Origin of the sequence: Methylorubrum salsuginis (genome assembly GCF_900114375.1) — a bacterium.
Classification (GTDB): domain Bacteria; phylum Pseudomonadota; class Alphaproteobacteria; order Rhizobiales; family Beijerinckiaceae; genus Methylobacterium; species Methylobacterium salsuginis.
In genome coordinates this window covers 45,855-65,958 of sequence record NZ_FOSV01000006.1, presented here as the reverse complement: position 1 = coordinate 65,958, position 20,104 = coordinate 45,855, and the positions used below count along the sequence as shown (strand labels likewise).

Below are 20,104 nucleotides of genomic sequence, written 5' to 3'. Positions count from 1 at the left end.
CTCCGGCTCGCAGGGCCGAAGGCCGGCTGCAGCCGCGCCGGTGCAGGCATCCAGGCGATTGTCCGGCAAAAGAATGCCACTCGGCGCCCGTCTGACCCCGACAGCGCGACCCCGGGGCATGAGGCTCGCGCGGCGGTCCTAGGGAGCAGGAGGGAGGAGCCGCCGCCCGATCGTCCGGCACGTGTGCCGAAGGATCGAGGCGGCGGCACGGCTCATACCGAGCGGCACGGAACCGGACCGGTGGTCCTGTTCCGTGCGTCCGGTGGACGCCCGCCGCCCCGCCATCGCGAGGGCCATCGGCGATGAGGCAGGATCATCGCCGATGGGTCTTACTTCTCGTACTTGATGTAGGCGAAGCGCGGGTCGCCCGGCGTGCCCTCCAGCGCGCCGCCCTCCGCGCCCGGCTGCCAAGCCACCACCTCCTCGATCTTCTTCGCCAGCAAAAAGTCCTTCTCGGTGATGCCCTTGGCGGCATGGTTCATCAGCCGCACCTCGACCCAGGCATAGGACGCGGTGAGGTCGGGATGGTGCCACGCGGCTTCCGCCAGATGGCCGACCGTGTTGATCACCATCAGCGTGCCCTTCCACGAGGCGGTCTTGTAGGTGCGGCGGATCCAGCCGTCCTCCAGCCGCCAGTGCGGCAGCTCTTCCTTGAGCCGCCGCTCGACCGTGGCCTCGTCGAACACCGCTTCGCGCGCCTGTGACATCGTTCGCCTCCCGTTTTCGTCGCCCGGGAAGGTGCGATGGGGCGGACGGGCGCGCAAGCCGGGCGAGCCGATCACGGCTGCGTGTCGCACGGGAAAGGCCGGGGGTGGCGGTGGACGCCGCCGGGGGCAGCGCTTATGAGATTCTTCAACAGGATGGCGGCCCGAGGCGGTCGCCGGAACAGCGGGAGGTGACGCCGATGCTGTCACGGCGCGGAGTGCTCGCGGCCGGAGCGGCGGCGCTGGCCGGATTCGGCTCGGCGCGTGCGGCGGCGGACACGTTCCGTCTCGGCGTCCTGCCGTTCGGCACGGCCTCCTGGGAGGCCGCCGTAATCAAGGAGCGGCGCCTCGACGAGGCGAACGGCTTCACCCTCGAAACCGTCAAGCTCGCGGGCAACGATGCCGCCCGCATCGCCTTCCTGGGCGACCAGGTCGATGCCATCGTCGGCGATCTGATCTGGGCGGCGCGTCTCGGCAACGAGGGCCGCGGCGTGCGCTTTGCGCCCTATTCCACCACCGAGGGCGCCCTGATGGTGCCCGAGGGCAGCCCGATCACCGATCTCAAGGGCCTCGCGGGCAAGCGCCTCGGCGTCGCGGGCGGCGCGCTGGACAAGAACTGGATCCTTCTGAAGGCGCAGGGACGCGAGACCGCCGGGCTCGATCTCGATTCCGCCGCGCAGATCGCCTACGGCGCCCCCCCGCTGCTGGCGCAGAAGCTGGAGAGCGGCGAACTCGATGCCGCGCTTCTCTACTGGCAGTATTGCGCCCGGCTCCAGGCCAAGGGCTTCAAGCGCCTGATTTCCGCCGACGACGTGATGCGTGCTTTCGGCGCGCAAGGCCCGGTGGCGCTGATCGGCTACCTGTTCGAGGGGCGCACCGTCACGGAGCGTCCCGAGGTCGTGAAGGGCTTCGCCCGCGCTTCCACCGCGGCCAAGGACGCGCTGGCGAGCGACCCCGCCCTGTGGGCGACCGTGCGCCCGCTGATGGCGGCGGACGACGACGCCACTTTCGAGGCGCTCAAGCGCGAATTCCTCTCCGGCATCCCCCGCCGCACCGTCGGGGCCGAGCGGGCGGACGGCGAGCGCATCTACGCGACGCTGGCACGGCTGGCGGGCCCGCAGCTCCTCGGCTCCGGCAAGACCCTGCCCCCGGACCTCTACCTCGACGCGTCCAAAGCGTGAGGTCGATGCCCGCTCCGGCCGCCTGACCCGACCGCATGGCTCTCGTCGCGCGCCTCGTCTCCCTCGCCGTCCTGCTCGCCCTGTGGCAGGGCGTCTCGGTCTATGCCGACGTCAGGACGCTTCCCGCGCCGAGCGCGGTCTTCGCCTTCATCCTGCGCGAGGCGCAGAGCGGCAACCTGCTGTTCAATGTCGGGGTCACGCTCGCCCGCGTCGGCGTGTCCTTCGTCATCGCCATGAGCCTGGGCGTGCTGCTCGGCATCGCGCTCGGGCGCTCGAAGCTCGCCGACCGCCTCCTCGACACGCCGCTCCTCGTGGTGCTGAACACGCCGGCCCTCGTCGTGACGGTGCTGGCCTATGTCTGGCTCGGGCTGACCGAGACCGCGGCGATCGTGGCGGTGGCCATCAACAAGCTGCCCAACGTCGCCGTCATCATGCGCGAGGGTGCGCGCGGCCTCGATCCCGGCCTGGAGGAGATGGCCCGCACCTACCGGTTCGACCGCCGCACCTGGATCGCCCACGTGCTGCTGCCGCAGCTCCAGCCCTTCATGGTGGCGGCGGCCCGCTCGGGCATCTCGCTCGCCTGGAAGATCGTGCTCGTCGTCGAGCTGCTCGGGCGCCCGAACGGGGTGGGCTTTGCCATCAACTACTACTTCACCCTCTTCGACGTGACCGCCGTGATCGGCTACAGCGTCGTCTTCATGAGCGTGATGCTCGCCATCGACGCCCTGATCCTCCAGCCCCTCGACGCCCATGTCCGCCGCTGGCGCTGAGTTCGAACCCGCCGCAGGCGCTGAACTGAATGCGGCCGCCGCGCCGCTGCTGACCGTCCGGATCGACCGCAAGGTCTATCGCCGCGCCCGCACCGAGCCGGTCGAGGCGGTGCGGGACCTCGCTTTCTCGCTGCGACCGGCCGAGATCACCTGCCTCATCGGCCCCTCGGGGGCGGGCAAGACCACGACCCTGCGCATCCTCCTCGGGCTCGACCCGGATTTCGAGGGCGCGGTGACGCCGGACCCGAACGCGGTCGGCATCGCGATGGTGTTCCAGGATCCGCGCCTGCTGCCGTGGCGGACCATCGAGCAGAACGTGCGCCTCGGCCTGCCGCGGGAGCGGCGCGGGCGCGATCTCGACGGGGTGTTCGAAACCCTCGGGTTGACCCCCTGGCGCGGGCGCTTTCCCGGCGCCCTGTCGCTCGGGATGCAGCGGCGGGTGGCGCTCGCCCGGGCGCTCGCGCTGGAGCCGCGCGTCCTCGTCCTCGACGAGCCGTTCGTCTCCCTCGACGACAACGCCGCCGCGGGCCTGCGCGCCCTCGTGGTCGAGACCGTGGCCCAGCGGAGAACCAGCATCCTCATGGTCACCCACAATGTGGGGGAGGCCCTGGAGATCGCCGACCGGCTGCTGCTGGTCTCGGCCCGGCCCGCGCACCTGCTCGCCGCCGTGCCCCTCGACCGTCCCAGGGGGCAGCGCGACCGCAGCTTCCTCGAGGCGACCCGCGCCGACCTCGCCGGGCGCTTCCCCGGCGTCATCGCGCAGTAATTCTCGAATCGCCGATTCGCGGTTCGCGCACACCCGGTGCCGTTTGCGACCGGGAGGATGCGGCAAGGCAACGCACGAAACGCCGCCTTTCCACTGCGGCGTCGCCGACCAGACGGCCTAAGCCCGATCCACGAACGATCCGAAGCGCTTGGACTCCGCCGTGCGCGGACGACGGTCTCGCGCGAGCGATGCCTCGGGCGGCGCTGCAATCCACGCATGGCGTCGGATCAATTGCCGAATTTGCCCGAAACCGCATTCCGAAGATGCATGGTGAAGAGCGCGATGTCCCGATTCTTTCCAAGTTGAACCATGGACTTTTGCGCCGCGTACAATTTGTTGCAGCGCAAAAAGGCGGCGGCGACAAGAAAATTTATCCGACTGTGCCTGCCCACCTGCGACATTCGACCAGAGAAAGCGTGTTGACGCCGCCCGAAATTTTCTTAGAGTTCGTTCAAGCTTCGGACTGAGGGGGCCGCTAGGGATGCGGCTCCGACCGGGTAAGCCGTTGATGGATCGGGATAATCCCGTGCCGTCGGCGTCTTTTCGCGAGTTGCCGGAGCTCAACTGATCCCTGTCGCAAACAACAGGTCAGTCTTCAGCGGCAAGACTTTGTGCTGTCTGCTGAAGATCAAGATCTGTCGGAGGAATCCATGAGAGCGGTACACCTTCTCGCCCTCGGCGCTGGCATCGCTGCGGCGACCCCGGCCCTGGCCAACGAGAGCGTTCTGAAGTCCATCGCCAACCCGGCGGAGCAGGCGCTTCAGACGGTCGATTACGCCAACACCCGCTATTCCAAGCTCGACCAGATCAACGCCAGCAACGTCAAGAACCTCCAGGTCGCCTGGACCTTCTCGACCGGCGTGCTGCGCGGCCACGAGGGCGCCCCGCTCGTCGTCGGCAACATGATGTACGTCCACACCCCCTTCCCGAACATCGTCTACGCCCTCGACCTCGACCAGGGCGCCAAGATCGTGTGGAAGTACGAGCCGAAGCAGGACCCGTCGGTCATCCCGGTGATGTGCTGCGACACCGTCAACCGCGGTCTGGCCTACGCTGACGGCACGATCATCCTGCACCAGGCCGACACCACCGTCGTCTCCCTCGACGCCAAGACCGGCAAGGTGAACTGGTCGGTCAAGAACGGCGACCCGTCCAAGGGTGAGACCAACACCGCCACCGTACTCCCGGTGAAGGACAAGGTCATCGTCGGCATCTCCGGCGGCGAGTTCGGCGTGCAGTGCCACGTCACCGCCTACTCGCTCAAGGACGGCAAGAAGATCTGGCGCGGCTACTCGATGGGCCCGGACGATCAGACCCTGATCGAAGCCGGCAAGACCACCGAGCTCGGCAAGCCGGTCGAGAAGGACGCTTCGCTGAAGACCTGGGAAGGCGATCAGTGGAAGCAGGGCGGCGGCTGCACCTGGGGCTGGTTCTCCTACGATCCCAAGCTCGACCTTTTCTACTACGGCTCGGGCAACCCCTCGACCTGGAACCCGAAGCAGCGTCCGGGCGACAACAAGTGGTCGATGACGGTGTGGGCGCGTAACCCCGATACCGGCAAGGCCAAGTGGGTCTACCAGATGACCCCCCACGACGAGTGGGATTACGACGGCATCAACGAGATGATCCTCACGGATCAGAAGATCGACGGCAAGGAGCAGCCGCTCCTGACCCACTTCGACCGTAACGGCTTCGGCTACACGCTGAACCGCGACACCGGCGCCCTGCTGGTCGCCGAGAAGTACGATCCGGTGGTGAACTGGGCCACCAAGGTCGACATGGACAAGGGTTCGAAGACCTACGGCCGTCCGCTGGTCGTGTCGAAGTACTCGACCGAGCAGAACGGTGAGGACGTGAACTCCAAGGGCATCTGCCCGGCGGCGCTCGGTTCGAAGGACCAGCAGCCGGCGGCCTACTCGCCCAAGACCCAGCTGTTCTACGTTCCGACCAACCACGTCTGCATGGACTACGAGCCCTTCAAGGTGACCTACACCCCGGGCCAGCCCTATGTCGGCGCGACCCTGTCGATGTACCCGGCCCCCGGCTCGCACGGCGGCATGGGCAACTTCATCGCCTGGGACGGCGTGAACGGGAAGATCAAGTGGTCGAACCCCGAGCAGTTCTCGGTTTGGTGCGGTGCGCTGGCGACGGCGGGCGACGTGGTGTTCTACGGCACCCTCGAGGGCTACCTGAAGGCGGTCGACTCGAAGACGGGTAAGGAGCTGTACAAGTTCAAGACCCCGTCGGGCATCATCGGCAACGTGATGACCTACGAGCACAAGGGCAAGCAGTACGTGGGCGTCCTGTCGGGCGTCGGCGGCTGGGCCGGCATCGGCCTCGCGGCCGGTCTGACCGACCCGAACGCCGGCCTCGGCGCGGTGGGTGGCTACGCCGCCCTGTCGAGCTACACCAACCTCGGCGGTCAGCTCACCGTCTTCTCCCTGCCGAACAACTAAGTCTCCCGACCATCTCCCGCCGGCTTCCGGGCCGGCGGGGGAGCCCCCGGTCCGCCCAGGGGCACGTCAGAGACGCTCGGTCGCATGGTCCAGCCATGCAAAGAGATGCCGGCGCGGTTTCCGTGCCGGCATCTTTATGTTTTTATAATGAGCATGTAAGAAAGCCGCCGTAACCGCACGCCTATGTTGCGGTGCAACATCACGGTCTCGGGAGAAACGTCGTTGTCCTCAATGAAAACCCTTGCTCTGCTTGGTCTCGTCGGCGCCGCCGTTCTCGGCACGGTCCCCACGGCCACCCTCGTCTTCGCGCAGGACGCCAAGACCGACTTTGCCAACAAGCTCGATCCCAATGCCAAGGAGATCGACGAGCCGGTCCTGAAGGCTGCGACCGCCGTGAAGGATGAGGACGGCAAGTATCTCGACAAGGACGGTCACCCGACCTTCCGCATCACCAATGACGGCAAGAAGGTCGACTGGTACACCTACGCGGGCTACCGCCGCTATCACGCGGAGTGCCACGTCTGCCACGGTCCGGACGGCATGGGCTCCACCTACGCGCCCGCTCTCAAGGATTCGCTGAAGCGCCTCTCCTACGAAGAGTTCTACGGCATCCTCGCCGGCGGCAAGCAGGACGTGAACAACACCGCCAATCAGGTGATGCCCGCCTTCGGCGACAACAAGAACGTGATGTGCTACGCCAACGACCTCTACGTGTACCTGCGCGCCCGCGCCGCCGGTGCCTGGGGCCGTGCCCGTCCGGCCGAGAAGGAAGACAAGCCCGAGACCTACAAGAAGGCGGAGACGGAGTGCCTGGGCGGCTGATGCCCCGGAGCCATTCCTTCGTCGTCGTCGTCGCGCTCCTGCTGGTTTCGGCAGGGGCGCGCGACGCTCGGGCCCAGCACCTGCCCGATCTCGTCACGACCGATGTCCTGCGGGTCTGCTCGGACCCCGGCAACATGCCGTTCTCCCAGCGCAAGGGAGACGGTTTCGAGAACAAGATCGCGGCCATCGTCGCCGACGAGCTGAAGGTCAAACTGCGCTATTACTGGTTGACCCAGGGGCCGGGCTTCGTCCGCAACACCCTCGGCAGCGGGTTGTGCGACCTGATCATCGGCACCTCCGGCGGTGAGGTGGTTCAGCCGACGAACCCCTATTACCGGTCCTCCTACGCCGTCGTGACCCGTAAGGGCGAGATCGAGGGGCTCAAGGGGCTCGACGATCCGCGGCTCAAGGACAAGAAGATCGGCATCATCGCCGGTACGCCCCCGGTCGCCCGCCTCGGCGAACTCGGACTCGCGGGCGAGCGGATGACGCCCTACGCGCCCTATGCCTTCGGGGACGACCGCAAGCACCAGACGGTCGCCGCCGCGGTCATCGCCGACCTCGCCGAGAAGAAGATCGACGCGGCGATCCTGTGGGGCGCCGCCGCCGGCTGGCTGGCCAAGCAGAGCGGCGTGCCGATGGAGGTCGTGCCCCTGCTCAACGAGCCGGGCCGCCCCGCGCTGACCTTCCGCGTCTCGATGGGCGTGCGGCAGGGCGAGGACGACTGGAAGCGCAAGATCAACACCGTCCTGCGCAAGCGCAAGGACGACATCGAGAAGGTGCTGCGGGACTACGACGTGCCGTTGCTCGCCGAGGAAGAGAACAAACTCCTCGAACCGGGCCCGGATACGAAGACGCCCTGAAGCGGATTTTCGGTCTTCGATAGGACAAAGAGCCCGGATGCGCGAAGCATCCGGGCTCTTTTCAGGCGTGGCGCTCGATTCCGGTCGCGTCGAGCTTTGCGAGGGCATCCCGCACCGTTTCGCCGCCGATGACGAGATCGGGGGCGATCTCGGCCAGCGGCACCAGCACGAAGGCGCGCTCGCGGACGTAGCGGTGCGGCAGCACCAGCCGTTCGTCCGAAACCTCGGCGCCCTCGTAGGAGAGGACGTCGATGTCGATCACCCGTGGGCCCCAGCGGCGCTCGCGCACGCGGCCGAGGGCCGCCTCGATCGCGAGGCAGGCCTCCAGCAGAGCGTGCGGCGTCAGTTCGGTCTCGACCGCGACCGCCGCGTTGAGGAACCAGTCCTGATCGGTGTCGCCCCAGGGGGGCGTGCGGTAATCGGCCGAGCGGGCGACGAGGCGGATGCCGGGCCAAGCGGCCAGCCGCTCGACGGCTTGCGCGAGCATCGCGGCCTTGTCGCCGATATTGCTGCCGAGGCCGAGAGTGGCGCGGGTCATGGCCGGCGCTCCCGCTCGATCTCGATGGCCGCGTAATCGAGCACGGTCGGGATCGGCGCGCTCGGCTTGTCGATCCGGACCCGAATGCGCTCGATCCGGGAAAACCGAGAGAGGCAGGTCTGCGCGATCGCTTCGGCCAGGGCCTCGATCAGAGCGAAGCGACGCTCGGTGGCGGTCGCGACGGCGATCTGCGCGAGGTCGGCGTAGCTCACGGTGTGGGCCACGTCGTCGCTGCGGCCCGCCTCCGCGAGGTCGAGCCGGCAATCCAGCGAGATGTAGAAGCGCTGACCGAGCCGCTCCTCTTCGGGCAGCACGCCGTGGCGGGCGAAGACCGCGATGCGGTGGACGAGGATGCGGTCAGCCACGGGCGGTTTCCGGTCTCATCACGGCGTCGAGCACGCGCAGGGCCTCGATATGCTGGGCGACGTCGTGCACGCGGACGATGTCGGCGCCCAGCGTCCCGGCCAGCACATGGGCGGCAATCGAGCCGACGAGGCGGTCGCGTGGCGCGGTCTCGCGGTCGTGCAGCCGCCCGAGCAGGCTCTTGCGCGAGACGCCGACGAGGAGGGGGAAGCCGAGCGCGCGGATCTCGGGCAGGCGCCGCAGGGCTTCGAGATGCTGGTCCCAGCTCTTGCCGAAGCCGATGCCCGGATCGAGGACGATGTCGGCATCCCGGATGCCGGCCTTGCGGGCGATGGTCAGCGAGCGCTCGAAGAAGCACTGCATGTCGGCGACGATGTCGAGGTCCGGATCGATCGTCTCGCGGTTATGCATGACGATGACCGGCGCGCCGTGGTCGGCGGCGACGCGGGCGATGTCGGGCTCGCGCTGCAGGCCCCAGACGTCGTTGACGAGGGTCGCGCCGGCCTTAAGGGCCACGGCGGCGGTTGAGGCCTTGTAGGTGTCGATGGAGATCGGGACGGACAGGCCGGGGGTAAGCGCCTCGATCACCGGCAGGACGCGGGCCTGTTCCTCCGCGGCCGGGACCGGCGCGTGGCCCGGCCGGGTCGATTCCCCGCCGATATCGAGGATATGCGCGCCCTCCGTGATGAGGGCGGCGGCTTGCGCGCGGGCGGCCTCGACGCCCTCGAACCGGCCTCCGTCCGAGAACGAATCCGGCGTGACGTTGAGGATGCCCATCACCAGCGTGCGCCGCCCGAGATCGGGCAGCAGCGCCTGGAGGCGGCTCGGGGGAGGAGAGGCAGCCATCGGATCTTTTTTTCGCGCGTGAAAAGCCGAATCCGCCTAGCCGCTCAGGCGCCGGGAGGCCAGCCCCCCGGCATCCGTCAAAAAAATCAGCTGGCGCCGCGGTAGCAGCGGATTTCCGCTTCGGCCTGGGCGCGGCGGAGGTCGGCGACGCGGTCGTCGAACATCTTGGTCGCCTTGAACGCCGTGGTGCGCTGGCCGATGCCCTGGCGCATCGACAGGATGGTCGAGGCCTGCACGTACTTGTCGTAGGGCAGGATCGCGGCCATCGCGTCGAGCGAGCAGGAGCACTTCTCCAGCGCCTCGCGGGTCTGTCCGTTGGCGGCCATGCAGCCGAACACGTAATCGGCGCGGGCATCCGTCGGGTAGTCGTTTTCTTCCGCTTGGGCGGGAGACATCAGGATCGCGGCGACGAGCCCCGCGGCCGCAATCTCAAGAGTCCTTCTGATCATAGTCGAGCCTCTCTTCGAGGAGTTCGCCGCCATCCGGCTTGGTCGCGCTGGCGCGGATCGAGACGATCTCGCCCGGGACCTCCGGCGAGGTGACGAACGTGTAGGTGAGATTGTCGAAGCCGCGCATGCGGTCGGTCAGCGGGTCGCCGAGGAAGGGCTGCATCTCGACGCGCCAGCCCTCGACCTTGCGGCCCTTGTACTCGACCTCCGTCGGGGTGACCTTGGCCTTCTCGCGCATGCCCTTGCGGATCGCGTTCTTGAGGTAGCGCGGATTGGCCTCCAGCAGGCCGGCCAGACCCTTGAGATGGTTCTCGAGGAACAGGCTCAGGACGGGGTTGCCCGGCATGTCGATGAAGGGGCCGGCCGGGACGCGGTTGGCGCCGGAGAACATCTGCACCCGCACATCGCGGCTCTCGGCGCTCTTGCCCGGCTCGATCGTGAACTTGATCTCGTCGTTGAGCGGCGGGCCGTAGGGACCGCGGACGATGCCGCTGCGGCGCAGGTAATCGTAGGTGATCGTGCTGCCCGGCGCGGTGTTCTTGAGTTGCGGACGCTCGAACAGCAGGTCGCCGGCATCCGGTGCGCCCTTGCCGGCGTCGGTCGCGACCGGCGTCGGAGCGGGCGTGTCGGGGGCCGCCTGCACGGCGGTCACGGCCAGGGAGACGGTGGTGAGAGAGGCCGCGGCGAGCGCGGCCAACAGAAGCTTGCGGTTCAAAGGGGTGCCTTCTCGGTCAAAGGACTTTGCACATTCGTCCCGATGGTGCGGTATATATAGTCCGGCGGGTTCTCGGCAGCCTCTTCCGCGGCGAGATCGCGCATCTTCCCGTGCAGCGGCGAGAGCGAGCAGGCCGGATCGGTGTTGGCGGCGTCGCCCGTGAGCGCCAGCGCCTGGCAGCGGCAGCCGCCCCAATCCTTCTCCCGGCGGTCGCAGGAGCGGCAGGGCTCCTTCATCCACGACGTGCCGCGATAGGCCGCGAACGCCGGGGACTTCGCCCAGATGTCGCCGAGCGAGTGATCGTTCACGTACCAGAATTCGAGGCCGGGGATGGTCTCGGCGGCGTGGCAGGGCAGCACCTTGCCCTGGGGCGTCACGTTCATGAGCTTGCGGCCCCAGCCGCCCGCGCAGGCCTTCGGGTACTTGGCGTAGTAGTCCGGCACCACGAGGTCGATGACGAGCTGACCTTTCAGCCGCTCGCGCGCCGCCTCGACGATGCGGATCGACTCGTCGACTTGGCGTTTGTCCGGCATCAGCGCCGCGCGGTTGACGTAGGCCCAGCCGTAATACTGCGTATGGGCCACTTCCAGCCGCTTGGCCCCGAGCTTGACCGCCAGATCGATGAAGCCCGGCACCTCATGGATGTTGCCGCGGTGGATCACCGAGTTGAGCGTCAGCGGCAGGCCGAGTTCGGTGACGCGGGCCGCGAACTGCATCTTCTGCGGCTGCGCGTTCTTCAGGCCGCCGATCTTCTCGGCGTTGGCGGCATCGACGCCCTGCACCGAGAGCTGCACGTGGTCGAGGCCGGCGTCGTAGAGGGCGTCGAGCTTGGCGAGCGCCCCGCCGACCCCGGAGGTGATCAGGTTCGAGTAGAGACCGAGTTCGGCGCATTTGGCCGTGATCTCGACGATGTCGGGCCGCGCCGTCGGCTCGCCGCCCGAAAGGTGGACGTGAAGCACCCCCAGCGCCGACGCCTCGCTCAGCACCCGCAGCCACGTCGCCGTGTCGAGCTCGGCCGAGCGCCGGTCGAGTTCGAGCGGGTTCGAGCAATAGGGGCAGCGCAGGGGGCAGCGGTGGGTCAGCTCGGCGAGCAGACCCACGGGGGCCGGGATCACCTCGGTGGGGGAGGGGGCGGGCGCGGGTGCGTTCATCGCTCCAAGACCCTTTTCTGCGCGAGGTCGGCCAGCATCACGACGATGTCGGCCTCGATGACGGCGGGGTCGGCGTCGTAGGTCTCGCCCAGGGTGCGGGCGATCTGCGACACGCTGCTGTTCCCGTCGACGAGCTTGAGGACTGCGACGGCGTTGTCGTCGAGATCGAAGGTGCGCTCGGGGGCGAGCAGCACGTGCTTGCCCCGCACATCGTCGAAACGCAGGCGCACGCCACGGGGCAGGCGCGGCACGTCGCCGCCCGAGAACGCGCCGGACTTCGCGGCCGGCGAACCCTCGGCGACGAGGCCCTCGCCCGGCTGCCACGCATCCGGCGGGATCATGCCCGGCGCGACGTAGGAGAAGTACAGCGCGTCGAGCTGGGTCCAGAGCACGTTGCACTTGAAGGTCAGCGCGGCCATGGCGGCGCGCTGCTGCTCCGGCGTCTTGGCGTGCTGCTTGACGTAGTCGAGGGCGAAGTCGGCGTCGCGCGGGGCCTGGGTCAGGCGCTTGTCGAAATAGGCCAGCGTGTCCTTGGTGATGAAGTCGTAGTTCTTCAGCATCCCGGCGACGCGCTCGGAGATGATGGTCGGCGAGAACATCTCGGTCAGCGAGGAGGCGATGGCCTCGAGCAGGCTGCGCTCGGAGACGAAGTGGACATAGGCATCGACCGAGAAGCGGGTCGCCGAGAGGATGCCCTTGGTGGAGAGGATGTAGTCGCGCTCAAACCCGACGCCTTCGGCGAGCTTCAGCCAGCGCTCGATGCCGCCGTCACCCTCGTGGTCGCCGTCGTGATCGACGATGCGCTGGCGCCAGATCCGGCGCAGCTGCGCGTCCGGCAGGCGGGCGAGCACGGCGGCATCCTTCACCGGGATCATCGCCTGATAATAGTAGCGGTTGAGCGCCCAGGCCCGGACCTGATCCTTCGAGAGCTTGCCGTCATGCAGCAGGCGGTGGAACGGGTGCAGGTTGTGGTAGCGGCGGGCGCCGATGTCGCGGAGCGCCGCCTCCAACTCCTCGTGGCTCAGGAGCCGGTCGCCGGCATCGGGGACGGGGGGCGGAAATTGGGCGGTCATGGCGTTGGGCTCTCCCCGTCTCTCTGGCGTTTTTTGGGACTCTCGGGGGCGCGTCCTGAGAGCGACTCTAAGATGGGCCGCCGTCGCCGTGAAGGACAGGGCGCCCATCGCGCGATTGTATCGCGCAAAATATATTCGGTCGGGCCGGAGGTTTCCAGGCCGCGCATTCTTAGTTCGAGCTTAGAGGTCGAGCGTCAGCCCGTCATGGGCCACGGTCCAGCCCCGCTGCTCGACGCCGGCGCGTTCGGGGGACCCCTCGACCAGCACCGGATTGGTGTTGTTGATATGGACGAACACGCGCCGGCCGATCTCGACATCGGCGAAGGACGCGACCGAACCGGTCTCGCCGTTCATCTGGATATGGCCCATGCGCCAGCCGGTCTTGGTGCCGACGCCCGCGCGGATCATGTCGTCGTCCTCCAGCACCGTGCCGTCGAACAGCAGGGCATCGACCCCCGAGACGCGGGCCTTGAGGTCGTCGGTGACGCGGGCGCAGCCGGGGATGTAGGCGAGGCGCTTGCCCCCGGCCTCGATCATGGTGCCGACCGTGGTCTCGGTCTCGGCGCCGATCTGCATGGAGGAATCCTCCAGCCAGAGCGGCACCTTGCCGGGCACGGAGAACAGGGTGACCTGCAAGCCGGGCACCGGCTCGAAGGTCTCGTTCAAGGCGATCGTCTGCCGCTTCACCACGTCGGCCGCCATCACGTCGAAGACGCGGTTGTCGGTGACCGAACCGAGGATGCCGGGCGTGGCGTAGAGGGTGAAGGGCTGGCCCTCGCGCAGGGTGAGAAGGCCCGCGACGTGATCGACGTCGCCGTTCGTCAGCAGCACCGCGTGGATCGGCGAGTGACGCAGGCCCTCCCGCGGATGCATCTGCGGATTGGCCTGGATCTGCTGGCGGATGTCGGGGGAGGCGTTCAGCAGGAGCCAGCGTTCTCCATCGGGAGAGACCGCGATGCTCGACTGCGTGCGGGGCTTGACCCTGGCGTCACCCGCCCAGGCCAGGGAGCAGATGGAGCAGCGGCAGTTCCACTGAGGAACGCCGCCGCCCGCCGCCGAGCCCAGGATCACGACATGCATGGTGTGTACCCGCTCGTCCGCGATCGCCCAGGCCCGGCTCAAACCTTCTTAGTTGAAGGTGTCGATCTCGGCCGACTCGTAGCTCGTGACTTCCATGCCGACGCAGATCTCGGAAACGATGGGGGCGGCCCACTTCATGGTGTTTCTCCTGCAACATTATCGGACGCCAGAACCGCGCGATCGTCACTCTAAGAAGATCGTAAGATACTGACGGCGCACTGATTTTTCAGCGCCCGAGGTGTATCGCCCAGACCGGCCCGGCCCGCAAGACCCAAATTGCCGCTTTTTCCCAGTTCACCGTGCGGGATGTTGCCGAATCCGTTAACGGGTAAGGGAGCGCGTTCACCGTGATCGGGGCGCAGGCGACTGCAGGGCCCTGGCAAGCATCGCGTTTTTCGGGGCGCCCGCGACCGCCCGCCGCAGGGTCGGCGCAAGGCACTCGGATTCGGGAGTGCACCGCTTTATAGAATGTCGCAGTCCGGGGTCGGCCGCACATTCGTTGCGGAACGAAACCGGCACCGGGGGGGCAGCCTCTCCGGGCTCCGTGAGCGTTGGGCTCCTTCGGCTCGACTTGGCAAGGAGCGTGTGGACCGGCCGCTGCGTCGGTGAGCCGTCGGACTTCAGAGTTCGGATGCGCAAGTCTCGATGGATCGAGAAAGATCCTTTCGAGTTAAGCCTCCCGCTCCTCGCGCATTGTAGCAGGGAGGAAGCACCCGAGCCGGCGGCCCCGGCAAAAACCCCTCACGCCTCGGCCCGCGGCGTGGCGTTGAGTTCGGCCCAATCCAGCTCCTCCTCCAGCACGAAGAAGGCATCGTCACCGATGCGGCCGGTGCGGCGCAGCGCCAGGATGCGGTCGCGGGCGGCGCGCACGGCGCGGCGGCGGGGCTCGTCGGTGGGCAGGCCCTCGGGGGCGAGGCCCTCCTCGTGGGCCTCGGCCTCGGCAAGGACGGCGTGGAACTCCCGGCGCAGGGCGTCTGCGGCTTCGGAGGTGTCACCCTTCAGGGTCTCCATCGCGGCGCCGTAGGCCTCGGCCCGGGCGCGGCCGACCTCGCGCCCGACCGGGTCGGCGTCCTCCAGGCCGAGCCGCGCCAGCAGCGGGCGCAAGCTCAGCCCCTGGATCACCAGAGTGCCGATGACGACGCAGAAGGCGGTCAGCACGATCAGGTCGCGATAGGGGAAGCCGCCGCCGCCGGGCCCGCCCTCCGGCAGGGCGAGGGCGGCCGCGACCGTGACGAGACCGCGCATCCCGGCCCAGGACACGGCGAAGCCCGCGCCGAGCCCGAGATCGGCCCGTGGTCCGCTCTCGCCGCGCTCGCCGAAGCGCATCCGGCGGAGGCCGCTGGCCGGCAGCACCCAGGCGATGCGCACCGCGATGACGGTGGCGACGATCGCCCCGGCCACGAAGGCGTAGGAGAGTTCCTGCGCCGCGGTGAGCCGCGCCAGGATCGGCCCGATCTGGTTGCCGATCAGCACGAAGGCCAGAACGTTGAGGACGAAGATCACCGTCTCCCACACCGCGTTCGAGATCACCCGCTGGCGTGGCGCGGTCTGGCCCGGTGCGTAGCGGGCCACGGTGATGGCGAAGCTGACGACGGTCAGCACGCCCGACAGCTCGACCGCCTCGGCGGCGATCCACAGGCCGAAGGTGACGACGAACTGGAGCACGATGGCGATCGACACGTCGGTGAAGCGGCGCAGCACCCGCAGGTAGACGAAGGCCGCCAGCGGCCCGGCGATCAGGGCGCCGACGACGCCGAACAGGAAGGCCGGCGCCACTTCCAGGGGTGAGAAGTGCCCCGTCACCGCCGCCGCGACGCCCAGGCGGTAGATCAGCAGCGAGGCGGCATCGTTGAGCAGGCTCTCGCCGCGCAGGATCGTGGCCAAGCGATGCGGCAGCGGCACGTGGGCGAGCACGGTGAGCGCCGCGACCGCATCCGGCGGGGCGACGATGGCGCCGAGCACGATGGCGGCCGAGAGCGGCATGTCGGGCACGAGCCAGATCGCCACCGCCGCGACCGCTGCGGTGGTGGCCAGAACCGCGCCGATGGCGAGCCCGGCGATGGGGCGCCAGTTGCGGGCCATGTCGCGCAGCGAGATGTCGTAGCCCGCATCCATCAGCACGGGGGCGAGGAACAGGGCGAGCGCGAGCTCGGGATCGAGGCTCAGGTTCGGCACGCCGGGCAGGAAGGCGAGCCCGGCCCCGCCGAGCGCGAGCAGCGCCGGATAGGGCGCGCCGATCCGCCGGGCCAGCGCCGCGAGCAACACCGCCCCGAACAGGACGCCGACGATCCAGTAGAACACGAACATGGGGGCGGGCAGATAGGGCAGGCGCGGGCCGGCCCGCGCGGTGGCGACGAAACGCCGCCCGACGCCGGTTCTTTCCAGAACGTGTCACGCGACGCTGCCCGGAACGATGGTGCGGTCGCGTGCATCAGGGGACGGCCGCCGCCCCACCGTCGCGCGGGCCATCGGCGATGCGTCGCGAGCATCGCCGATAGGTATCCGCTGAGTATCAGCCGGGCAGGGCGGCGATGAGGTCGCGCAGGGTCGTAATCGTCGAGGAATCGGCCACGCCATCGACGCGGGCTTGGCGGAAATGGCGCTGGAAGGCGGTGACGACGGCCTGCATGTCCTCGTCGAACCGGCCCGTCACCGGCTGGTCGTAGCCGTAGAGGGCGAACATGGCTTGCAGCGCGGCGATCGGCTCGCCCGCCTCGCCCCTGGCGAAGAAGCGCCCGTCGCGGATCGGCGCGGGCGCGACCCAGTGGCCGATGCCCGCCGCCGCGAGACGGTCCCACGGAAAGTTCTCGCCGGGATCCTCCTTGCGGGCGGGCGCCACGTCGGAATGGGCGAGCACCCGCGCAGCCGGAATCCGCGTGCGGGCGAGGATGTCGGCGCACAGCAGGATGACCGACTCGATCTGCGCCGTCGGATAGGGCGGCAGGCCGCCGTCATGGCCCGGATGGACGATCTCGATGCCGATCGAGCGGGAATTGATGTCGGTGAGGCCGGCCCAGAAGCCGCGCCCGGCATGCCACGCCCGCTCGGCCTCCGGCACGAGCTGCGCCACGCGCCCGTCCTCGAACACGAGGTAATGGGCCGAGACTTCCGCCGCCGGGTCGCGCAGGCGTGCCAGCGCGCCGTCCGCCGTCGGCATGCCGGTGTAGTGCAGGATGAGCATATCGGCCGGCCCGCTGATCCGTTCGCCGCGATTCTCCGAGGGCAGCACCGCGGTCGCGACCGGGCTGTCGGGGGAAAACGTCACCGCAGGCCCCGCTCGGCGGCGATCCGGTCCCAGGCGGCGTTGATCGCGGCCAACCGGTGCGTGGCGATCGCGACGGCTTCCGGCGGCAGACCGCGGGCCAGCGCCCGGTCCGGATGGGTCTCGGCCACGAGGCGCCGGTAGGCCGCCTTCAGCGCGGCGTCGTCGGTGGAGCGCTCCAGCCCGAGCACGAGGTAGGGATCGTCGGCAAGCCGGACGTGGCGGGCGGCGATGCGGCGGAATCCGTCCTCGTCGAAGCCGAAGATGCCGGCGACCGCGCGCAGGTAGCGCTCTTCCTTCTCGTGGATCGCCCCGTCGGCCTTGGCGATGTGGAACAGGCCGTCGAGCACGTCCTCCAGGAGCGCGGGTTCCTCTCCGAAGGTCGAGGCGAGCTGGCCGGCATAGGCCTCGAACCCGTCGGTCGTCGCCTTGGCGAGATCGAACAGGCGCTGGACCCCGGCCCGTGCCTCGGGCGCGACCTGCACCACCTGCCCGAAGGCCTGAACCTCGGAATCGGTCACGACACCGTCGGACTTGGCCATCTTGGCCGCGAGCGCGACGAGGCCCGTCGTGAACACCACGTCCCGCGGCGTCGGCCCGAACGGCGCGCCCTCGCGATCGACGAGGAAGTGGCCGGCCACGCCCCCGACCAGCGCACCGAGCGGCCCGCCGATCAGCCCACCGAGCCCGGCCCCGCCGATCTTGCCCCAGAGGCCGCCGCTCACAGGCCGGCTCCGTTCAGGGCGACGTGAAACAGATCGGGACGGGGCACGGGCGCTCGGGGCTTCTTTCGGGGAATCGGTCGCCTGAGTGTAACGCCGCAAAGCGGGGCGCGGTGCAAGTCCGTCGTCAACCGAGGCCGAGCCGAACGAGAAAGGGCCGGGGCTCGTTCGTGAGCTCCGGCCCTTCCCGACGTGCCGTCGTCGCGATCAGCGGCAGTAGACGTTGCCGAATTCGTCGCGATACGTGCCGTAGGGGCAGCGCGGAGCCGTGGCGGCGCCCGCGATGGCACCGCCCGCGCCGCCGATCGCGGCACCGGCGAGCGCGCCGCCGGCCCGGCCGGTGGCGAGGCCGCCTACCGCGGCGCCGAGGCCCGCGCCGAGCGCGGCGCCGCCGAGGGCGCGGTCCTGAGGCGTGTTGCAGGCGCCGAGCGAGAGCGCGAGGCTGCCGGCGAGCGCGGCGGCGATCAGGGTCTTCATGGTCGTGCAACTCCCTTGTGCAACGGCGCTCCGGCCTCGTCGCGAGAGGATCCCGCCGGGCGCCGCTGGTCTTTGAGCACCGGCACACGAAACGGCCAAGATTGCGACGGGTTCGCGCCGGGGCATGACTTTTGGGCCCGCGCCTGCCATCTGATGCGCACCTGTTGCAAAAACGTCGGCCTTTCGGCCCCGCCCTGTCCGAGGATGCCATGCCCATAGCCCGTCAGATCGTCCGCAAGGCCGCCGTCCGGCCCGATCAGGTCGTCGACACGGTGACCCTCGACCACGCGGCCCGCGCGAAGGCGCATGCCCACTTCCACACGGCGGGTGGATTGTGCCTCGATCTCGCCCTGGAGCGGGCCTCCGGTCTGGAGGACGGCGACGCCCTGCGCCTGGAGGACGGTCGCCTCGTCGGCGTCAAGGCGGCCGAGGAGGCTCTGCTCGAAGTGCGCGCCGGCAGCCCGGCCCGGCTCCTGCGCCTCGCCTGGCAGCTCGGCGGCAGCCATGTTCCGGCCGAGGTCGGGGCCGACGTGCTCTACGTGCCGGCGAGCGCGGCGGAGCTGGTGCGCGGCTCGGGCTGCGCCGCCGAGCCGGTCTCCCGCGCCTTCCGCCCGGAAAAGGCCGCCCACGACCACAGCACCTGCGGCCACGATCATTCGCACGATCATCACGGTCACGACCACGGGCACGATCACGACCACCATCATCACGCCGAAAAGCACGATCACGGGCATTCGCACGGGCATTCGCACGACCACGCCCACACGCACGAACATTCCCACGAACACGACCACAAGCACGGCCATGACCACGACCACCGGCACTGAGCCGCGGATGATCGCCCGCGACCTGCGCTTCTCCGTCGCCCCGATGATGGACTGGACCGACCGGCATTGCCGGGCGTTCCACCGCGTCCTGTCGCGCCGGGCCCGCCTCTACACCGAGATGGTGACCACGGGGGCGGTGCTGCACGGCGACCGGCAGCGCCTGCTCGGGTTCGATGCGGCGGAGCAGCCGGTGGCGGTGCAGCTCGGCGGCTCCGATCCGGGCGATCTGGCGCGCGCGGCGCGGATCGCGGAGGCGTTCGGCTATGCCGAGATCAACCTCAATGTCGGCTGCCCGTCCGACCGGGTGCAGGAGGGCCGGTTCGGCGCCTGCCTGATGCGCGAGCCGACGCTGGTGGCCGAGTGCGTGGCGGCGATGAAGGCCGCCGTCTCCGTGCCGGTGACGGTGAAGTGCCGCCTCGGCGTCGATGACCAGGACACGGAAGAAGCCCTCGACGCCATGGCCCAGGCGGTGGCGGCGGCGGGTGTCGACGGGTTGATCGTGCATGCCCGCAAGGCGTGGCTGAAGGGCCTGTCGCCGCGGGAGAACCGCGACGTGCCGCCCCTCGATTACGGCCGCGTCGCCCGCCTCAAGGCGGCCCGGCCCGATCTGCCGATCGCGATCAACGGCGGCATCGCCACGATCGAGGCCGCCAAGGAACGGCTGGCGGAGGTCGATGGCGTGATGGTGGGGCGTGCCGCCTATACCGAGCCGGCGATCCTGCTCGGCGTCGATCCCGAACTCTTCGGCGAGCCCGCCCCGGTCGCGGATGCCTTCGCGGCGGTCGAGGCGCTGGCGCCGACGATCCACGACGCGTTGGCCGCCGGCACGCGGCTCCATTCCTTCACCCGGCACATGCTCGGCCTGTTCAATGGGCGGCCCGGGGCGCGGGCGTTCCGACGCCATCTCGCCACCGCCGGCATGGCGCCGGACGCCGACCTCGCCACCCTGCGCGCGGCGGTGGCGAAGGTGTCGCGGGAGCGCCCGCCGGCGCGGGAGGCCGCGTAAGACCAATCGGCGAGGATGCCGCCTCATCGCCGA

At 69.2% G+C, this 20,104-nt stretch carries 23 protein-coding genes; 9 read left to right on the top strand and 14 right to left on the bottom strand.

The features are described from left to right. Positions 1–329 precede the first annotated feature (329 nt). On the bottom strand, positions 330–707 hold the full coding sequence (locus BM140_RS09575) for a 4a-hydroxytetrahydrobiopterin dehydratase (RefSeq protein ID WP_091944687.1): 378 nt from the start codon (positions 705–707) through the stop codon (positions 330–332). A 197-nt stretch (positions 708–904) separates the two neighbouring features. Here BM140_RS09575 and BM140_RS09570 point away from each other — a divergent pair, with 197 nt between their 5' ends. The 7 genes from BM140_RS09570 (at position 905) to xoxJ (ending at position 7,562) form a co-directional block, all read left to right on the top strand. Next, complete coding sequence (locus BM140_RS09570) at positions 905–1,885, top strand: ABC transporter substrate-binding protein (RefSeq protein ID WP_091945152.1); 981 nt, start codon at positions 905–907, stop codon at positions 1,883–1,885. Between the two features lie 35 nt (positions 1,886–1,920). Then, the gene (locus BM140_RS09565; RefSeq protein WP_091944684.1) at positions 1,921–2,655 is read left to right on the top strand and encodes an ABC transporter permease; all 735 of its coding nucleotides are present in this window, start codon (positions 1,921–1,923) and stop codon (positions 2,653–2,655) included. Continuing rightward, positions 2,636–3,421 (top strand): ABC transporter ATP-binding protein, encoded by a 786-nt coding sequence (locus BM140_RS09560; protein ID WP_091944681.1) that lies wholly within the window; start codon positions 2,636–2,638, stop codon positions 3,419–3,421. Before BM140_RS09565 ends, BM140_RS09560 begins: the two co-directional genes overlap by 20 nt. A gap of 188 nt (positions 3,422–3,609) precedes the next feature. After that, the gene (locus BM140_RS25365; protein WP_131803778.1) at positions 3,610–3,888 is read left to right on the top strand and encodes a hypothetical protein; all 279 of its coding nucleotides are present in this window, start codon (positions 3,610–3,612) and stop codon (positions 3,886–3,888) included. Between the two features lie 183 nt (positions 3,889–4,071). Further along, positions 4,072–5,877: a lanthanide-dependent methanol dehydrogenase XoxF1 gene (gene xoxF1 / locus BM140_RS09555; RefSeq protein WP_091944678.1), complete on the top strand. Its 1,806-nt coding sequence runs from the start codon at positions 4,072–4,074 to the stop codon at positions 5,875–5,877. 231 nt (positions 5,878–6,108) lie between these two features. Continuing rightward, complete coding sequence (gene xoxG, locus BM140_RS09550) at positions 6,109–6,699, top strand: methanol metabolism c-type cytochrome XoxG (RefSeq protein ID WP_091944675.1); 591 nt, start codon at positions 6,109–6,111, stop codon at positions 6,697–6,699. Then, complete coding sequence (gene xoxJ / locus BM140_RS09545) at positions 6,699–7,562, top strand: rare earth element methanol dehydrogenase accessory protein XoxJ (RefSeq protein WP_091944673.1); 864 nt, start codon at positions 6,699–6,701, stop codon at positions 7,560–7,562. The genes xoxG and xoxJ overlap by 1 nt, the downstream gene beginning before the upstream one ends. Positions 7,563–7,623: 61 nt before the next feature. On the opposite strand, the gene folK is transcribed toward xoxJ, so the two are convergent. The 13 genes from folK to BM140_RS09480 all read right to left on the bottom strand — a co-directional run bounded on the left by folK (position 7,624) and on the right by BM140_RS09480 (position 18,238). Continuing rightward, complete coding sequence (gene folK / locus BM140_RS09540) at positions 7,624–8,100, bottom strand: 2-amino-4-hydroxy-6-hydroxymethyldihydropteridine diphosphokinase (RefSeq protein ID WP_091944670.1); 477 nt, start codon at positions 8,098–8,100, stop codon at positions 7,624–7,626. Next, positions 8,097–8,465 carry a dihydroneopterin aldolase gene (folB, locus tag BM140_RS09535; RefSeq protein WP_091944667.1) on the bottom strand — a complete coding sequence of 123 codons (369 nt, stop codon included), beginning with the start codon at positions 8,463–8,465 and terminating at the stop codon, positions 8,097–8,099. The genes folK and folB overlap by 4 nt, the downstream gene beginning before the upstream one ends. Continuing rightward, entirely contained in the window at positions 8,458–9,309 is an 852-nt protein-coding gene (gene folP / locus BM140_RS09530) for a dihydropteroate synthase (protein ID WP_091944665.1), read from the bottom strand. Before folP ends, folB begins: the two co-directional genes overlap by 8 nt. A gap of 86 nt (positions 9,310–9,395) precedes the next feature. Then, positions 9,396–9,758 carry a hypothetical protein gene (locus BM140_RS09525; protein WP_091944662.1) on the bottom strand — a complete coding sequence of 121 codons (363 nt, stop codon included), beginning with the start codon at positions 9,756–9,758 and terminating at the stop codon, positions 9,396–9,398. Continuing rightward, complete coding sequence (locus tag BM140_RS09520) at positions 9,739–10,473, bottom strand: hypothetical protein (RefSeq protein ID WP_091944659.1); 735 nt, start codon at positions 10,471–10,473, stop codon at positions 9,739–9,741. The genes BM140_RS09525 and BM140_RS09520 overlap by 20 nt, the downstream gene beginning before the upstream one ends. Then, on the bottom strand, positions 10,470–11,624 hold the full coding sequence (gene pqqE, locus BM140_RS09515; protein ID WP_091944657.1) for a pyrroloquinoline quinone biosynthesis protein PqqE: 1,155 nt from the start codon (positions 11,622–11,624) through the stop codon (positions 10,470–10,472). Before pqqE ends, BM140_RS09520 begins: the two co-directional genes overlap by 4 nt. After that, positions 11,621–12,697 (bottom strand): pyrroloquinoline-quinone synthase PqqC, encoded by a 1,077-nt coding sequence (gene pqqC / locus BM140_RS09510; protein WP_091944654.1) that lies wholly within the window; start codon positions 12,695–12,697, stop codon positions 11,621–11,623. Before pqqC ends, pqqE begins: the two co-directional genes overlap by 4 nt. A gap of 180 nt (positions 12,698–12,877) precedes the next feature. Further along, on the bottom strand, positions 12,878–13,777 hold the full coding sequence (gene pqqB, locus BM140_RS09505; protein WP_091945148.1) for a pyrroloquinoline quinone biosynthesis protein PqqB: 900 nt from the start codon (positions 13,775–13,777) through the stop codon (positions 12,878–12,880). 48 nt (positions 13,778–13,825) lie between these two features. Further along, a complete protein-coding gene (pqqA, locus tag BM140_RS09500; protein WP_012317526.1) occupies positions 13,826–13,915 on the bottom strand; it encodes a pyrroloquinoline quinone precursor peptide PqqA in 90 nt (29 codons plus the stop codon). Positions 13,916–14,518: 603 nt separating this feature from the next. After that, positions 14,519–16,084, bottom strand: a complete 1,566-nt coding sequence (locus BM140_RS09495; protein ID WP_091944651.1) for a cation:proton antiporter — start codon at positions 16,082–16,084, stop codon at positions 14,519–14,521. 205 nt (positions 16,085–16,289) lie between these two features. Beyond that, positions 16,290–17,042: an N-acetylmuramoyl-L-alanine amidase gene (locus BM140_RS09490; protein WP_091944648.1), complete on the bottom strand. Its 753-nt coding sequence runs from the start codon at positions 17,040–17,042 to the stop codon at positions 16,290–16,292. Beyond that, positions 17,039–17,764: a J domain-containing protein gene (locus BM140_RS09485; protein WP_091944645.1), complete on the bottom strand. Its 726-nt coding sequence runs from the start codon at positions 17,762–17,764 to the stop codon at positions 17,039–17,041. The genes BM140_RS09490 and BM140_RS09485 overlap by 4 nt, the downstream gene beginning before the upstream one ends. 204 nt (positions 17,765–17,968) lie before the next feature. Further along, positions 17,969–18,238 (bottom strand): hypothetical protein, encoded by a 270-nt coding sequence (locus BM140_RS09480; RefSeq protein ID WP_091944642.1) that lies wholly within the window; start codon positions 18,236–18,238, stop codon positions 17,969–17,971. 209 nt (positions 18,239–18,447) lie between these two features. On the opposite strand from BM140_RS09480, the gene BM140_RS09475 reads away from it, so the two are divergent. Together BM140_RS09475 and dusA are read left to right on the top strand one after the other, a co-directional pair. After that, a complete protein-coding gene (locus tag BM140_RS09475; RefSeq protein WP_091944640.1) occupies positions 18,448–19,065 on the top strand; it encodes an urease accessory protein UreE in 618 nt (205 codons plus the stop codon). A gap of 7 nt (positions 19,066–19,072) precedes the next feature. Then, positions 19,073–20,071: a tRNA dihydrouridine(20/20a) synthase DusA gene (gene dusA, locus BM140_RS09470; protein WP_091945145.1), complete on the top strand. Its 999-nt coding sequence runs from the start codon at positions 19,073–19,075 to the stop codon at positions 20,069–20,071. Positions 20,072–20,104 lie beyond the last annotated feature (33 nt).

Excerpts from the sequence above, each read along its gene's own strand:
- folP (WP_091944665.1), bottom strand. The coding sequence starts at position 9,309 with ATGGCTGCCTCTCCTCCCCCGAGCCGCCTCCAGGCGCTGCTGCCCGAT.
- BM140_RS09525 (WP_091944662.1), bottom strand. The coding sequence starts at position 9,758 with ATGATCAGAAGGACTCTTGAGATTGCGGCCGCGGGGCTCGTCGCCGCG.
- BM140_RS09475 (WP_091944640.1), top strand. The coding sequence starts at position 18,448 with ATGCCCATAGCCCGTCAGATCGTCCGCAAGGCCGCCGTCCGGCCCGAT.
- pqqE (WP_091944657.1), bottom strand. The coding sequence starts at position 11,624 with ATGAACGCACCCGCGCCCGCCCCCTCCCCCACCGAGGTGATCCCGGCC.
- dusA (WP_091945145.1), top strand. The coding sequence starts at position 19,073 with ATGATCGCCCGCGACCTGCGCTTCTCCGTCGCCCCGATGATGGACTGG.
- BM140_RS09495 (WP_091944651.1), bottom strand. The coding sequence starts at position 16,084 with ATGTTCGTGTTCTACTGGATCGTCGGCGTCCTGTTCGGGGCGGTGTTG.
- BM140_RS09575 (WP_091944687.1), bottom strand. The coding sequence starts at position 707 with ATGTCACAGGCGCGCGAAGCGGTGTTCGACGAGGCCACGGTCGAGCGG.
- BM140_RS09570 (WP_091945152.1), top strand. The coding sequence starts at position 905 with ATGCTGTCACGGCGCGGAGTGCTCGCGGCCGGAGCGGCGGCGCTGGCC.
- xoxJ (WP_091944673.1), top strand. The coding sequence starts at position 6,699 with ATGCCCCGGAGCCATTCCTTCGTCGTCGTCGTCGCGCTCCTGCTGGTT.
- pqqC (WP_091944654.1), bottom strand. The coding sequence starts at position 12,697 with ATGACCGCCCAATTTCCGCCCCCCGTCCCCGATGCCGGCGACCGGCTC.
- BM140_RS09560 (WP_091944681.1), top strand. The coding sequence starts at position 2,636 with ATGTCCGCCGCTGGCGCTGAGTTCGAACCCGCCGCAGGCGCTGAACTG.
- xoxF1 (WP_091944678.1), top strand. The coding sequence starts at position 4,072 with ATGAGAGCGGTACACCTTCTCGCCCTCGGCGCTGGCATCGCTGCGGCG.
- xoxG (WP_091944675.1), top strand. The coding sequence starts at position 6,109 with ATGAAAACCCTTGCTCTGCTTGGTCTCGTCGGCGCCGCCGTTCTCGGC.
- pqqA (WP_012317526.1), bottom strand. The coding sequence starts at position 13,915 with ATGAAGTGGGCCGCCCCCATCGTTTCCGAGATCTGCGTCGGCATGGAA.
- BM140_RS25365 (WP_131803778.1), top strand. The coding sequence starts at position 3,610 with ATGCCTCGGGCGGCGCTGCAATCCACGCATGGCGTCGGATCAATTGCC.
- BM140_RS09480 (WP_091944642.1), bottom strand. The coding sequence starts at position 18,238 with ATGAAGACCCTGATCGCCGCCGCGCTCGCCGGCAGCCTCGCGCTCTCG.
- pqqB (WP_091945148.1), bottom strand. The coding sequence starts at position 13,777 with ATGCATGTCGTGATCCTGGGCTCGGCGGCGGGCGGCGGCGTTCCTCAG.
- BM140_RS09565 (WP_091944684.1), top strand. The coding sequence starts at position 1,921 with ATGGCTCTCGTCGCGCGCCTCGTCTCCCTCGCCGTCCTGCTCGCCCTG.
- folK (WP_091944670.1), bottom strand. The coding sequence starts at position 8,100 with ATGACCCGCGCCACTCTCGGCCTCGGCAGCAATATCGGCGACAAGGCC.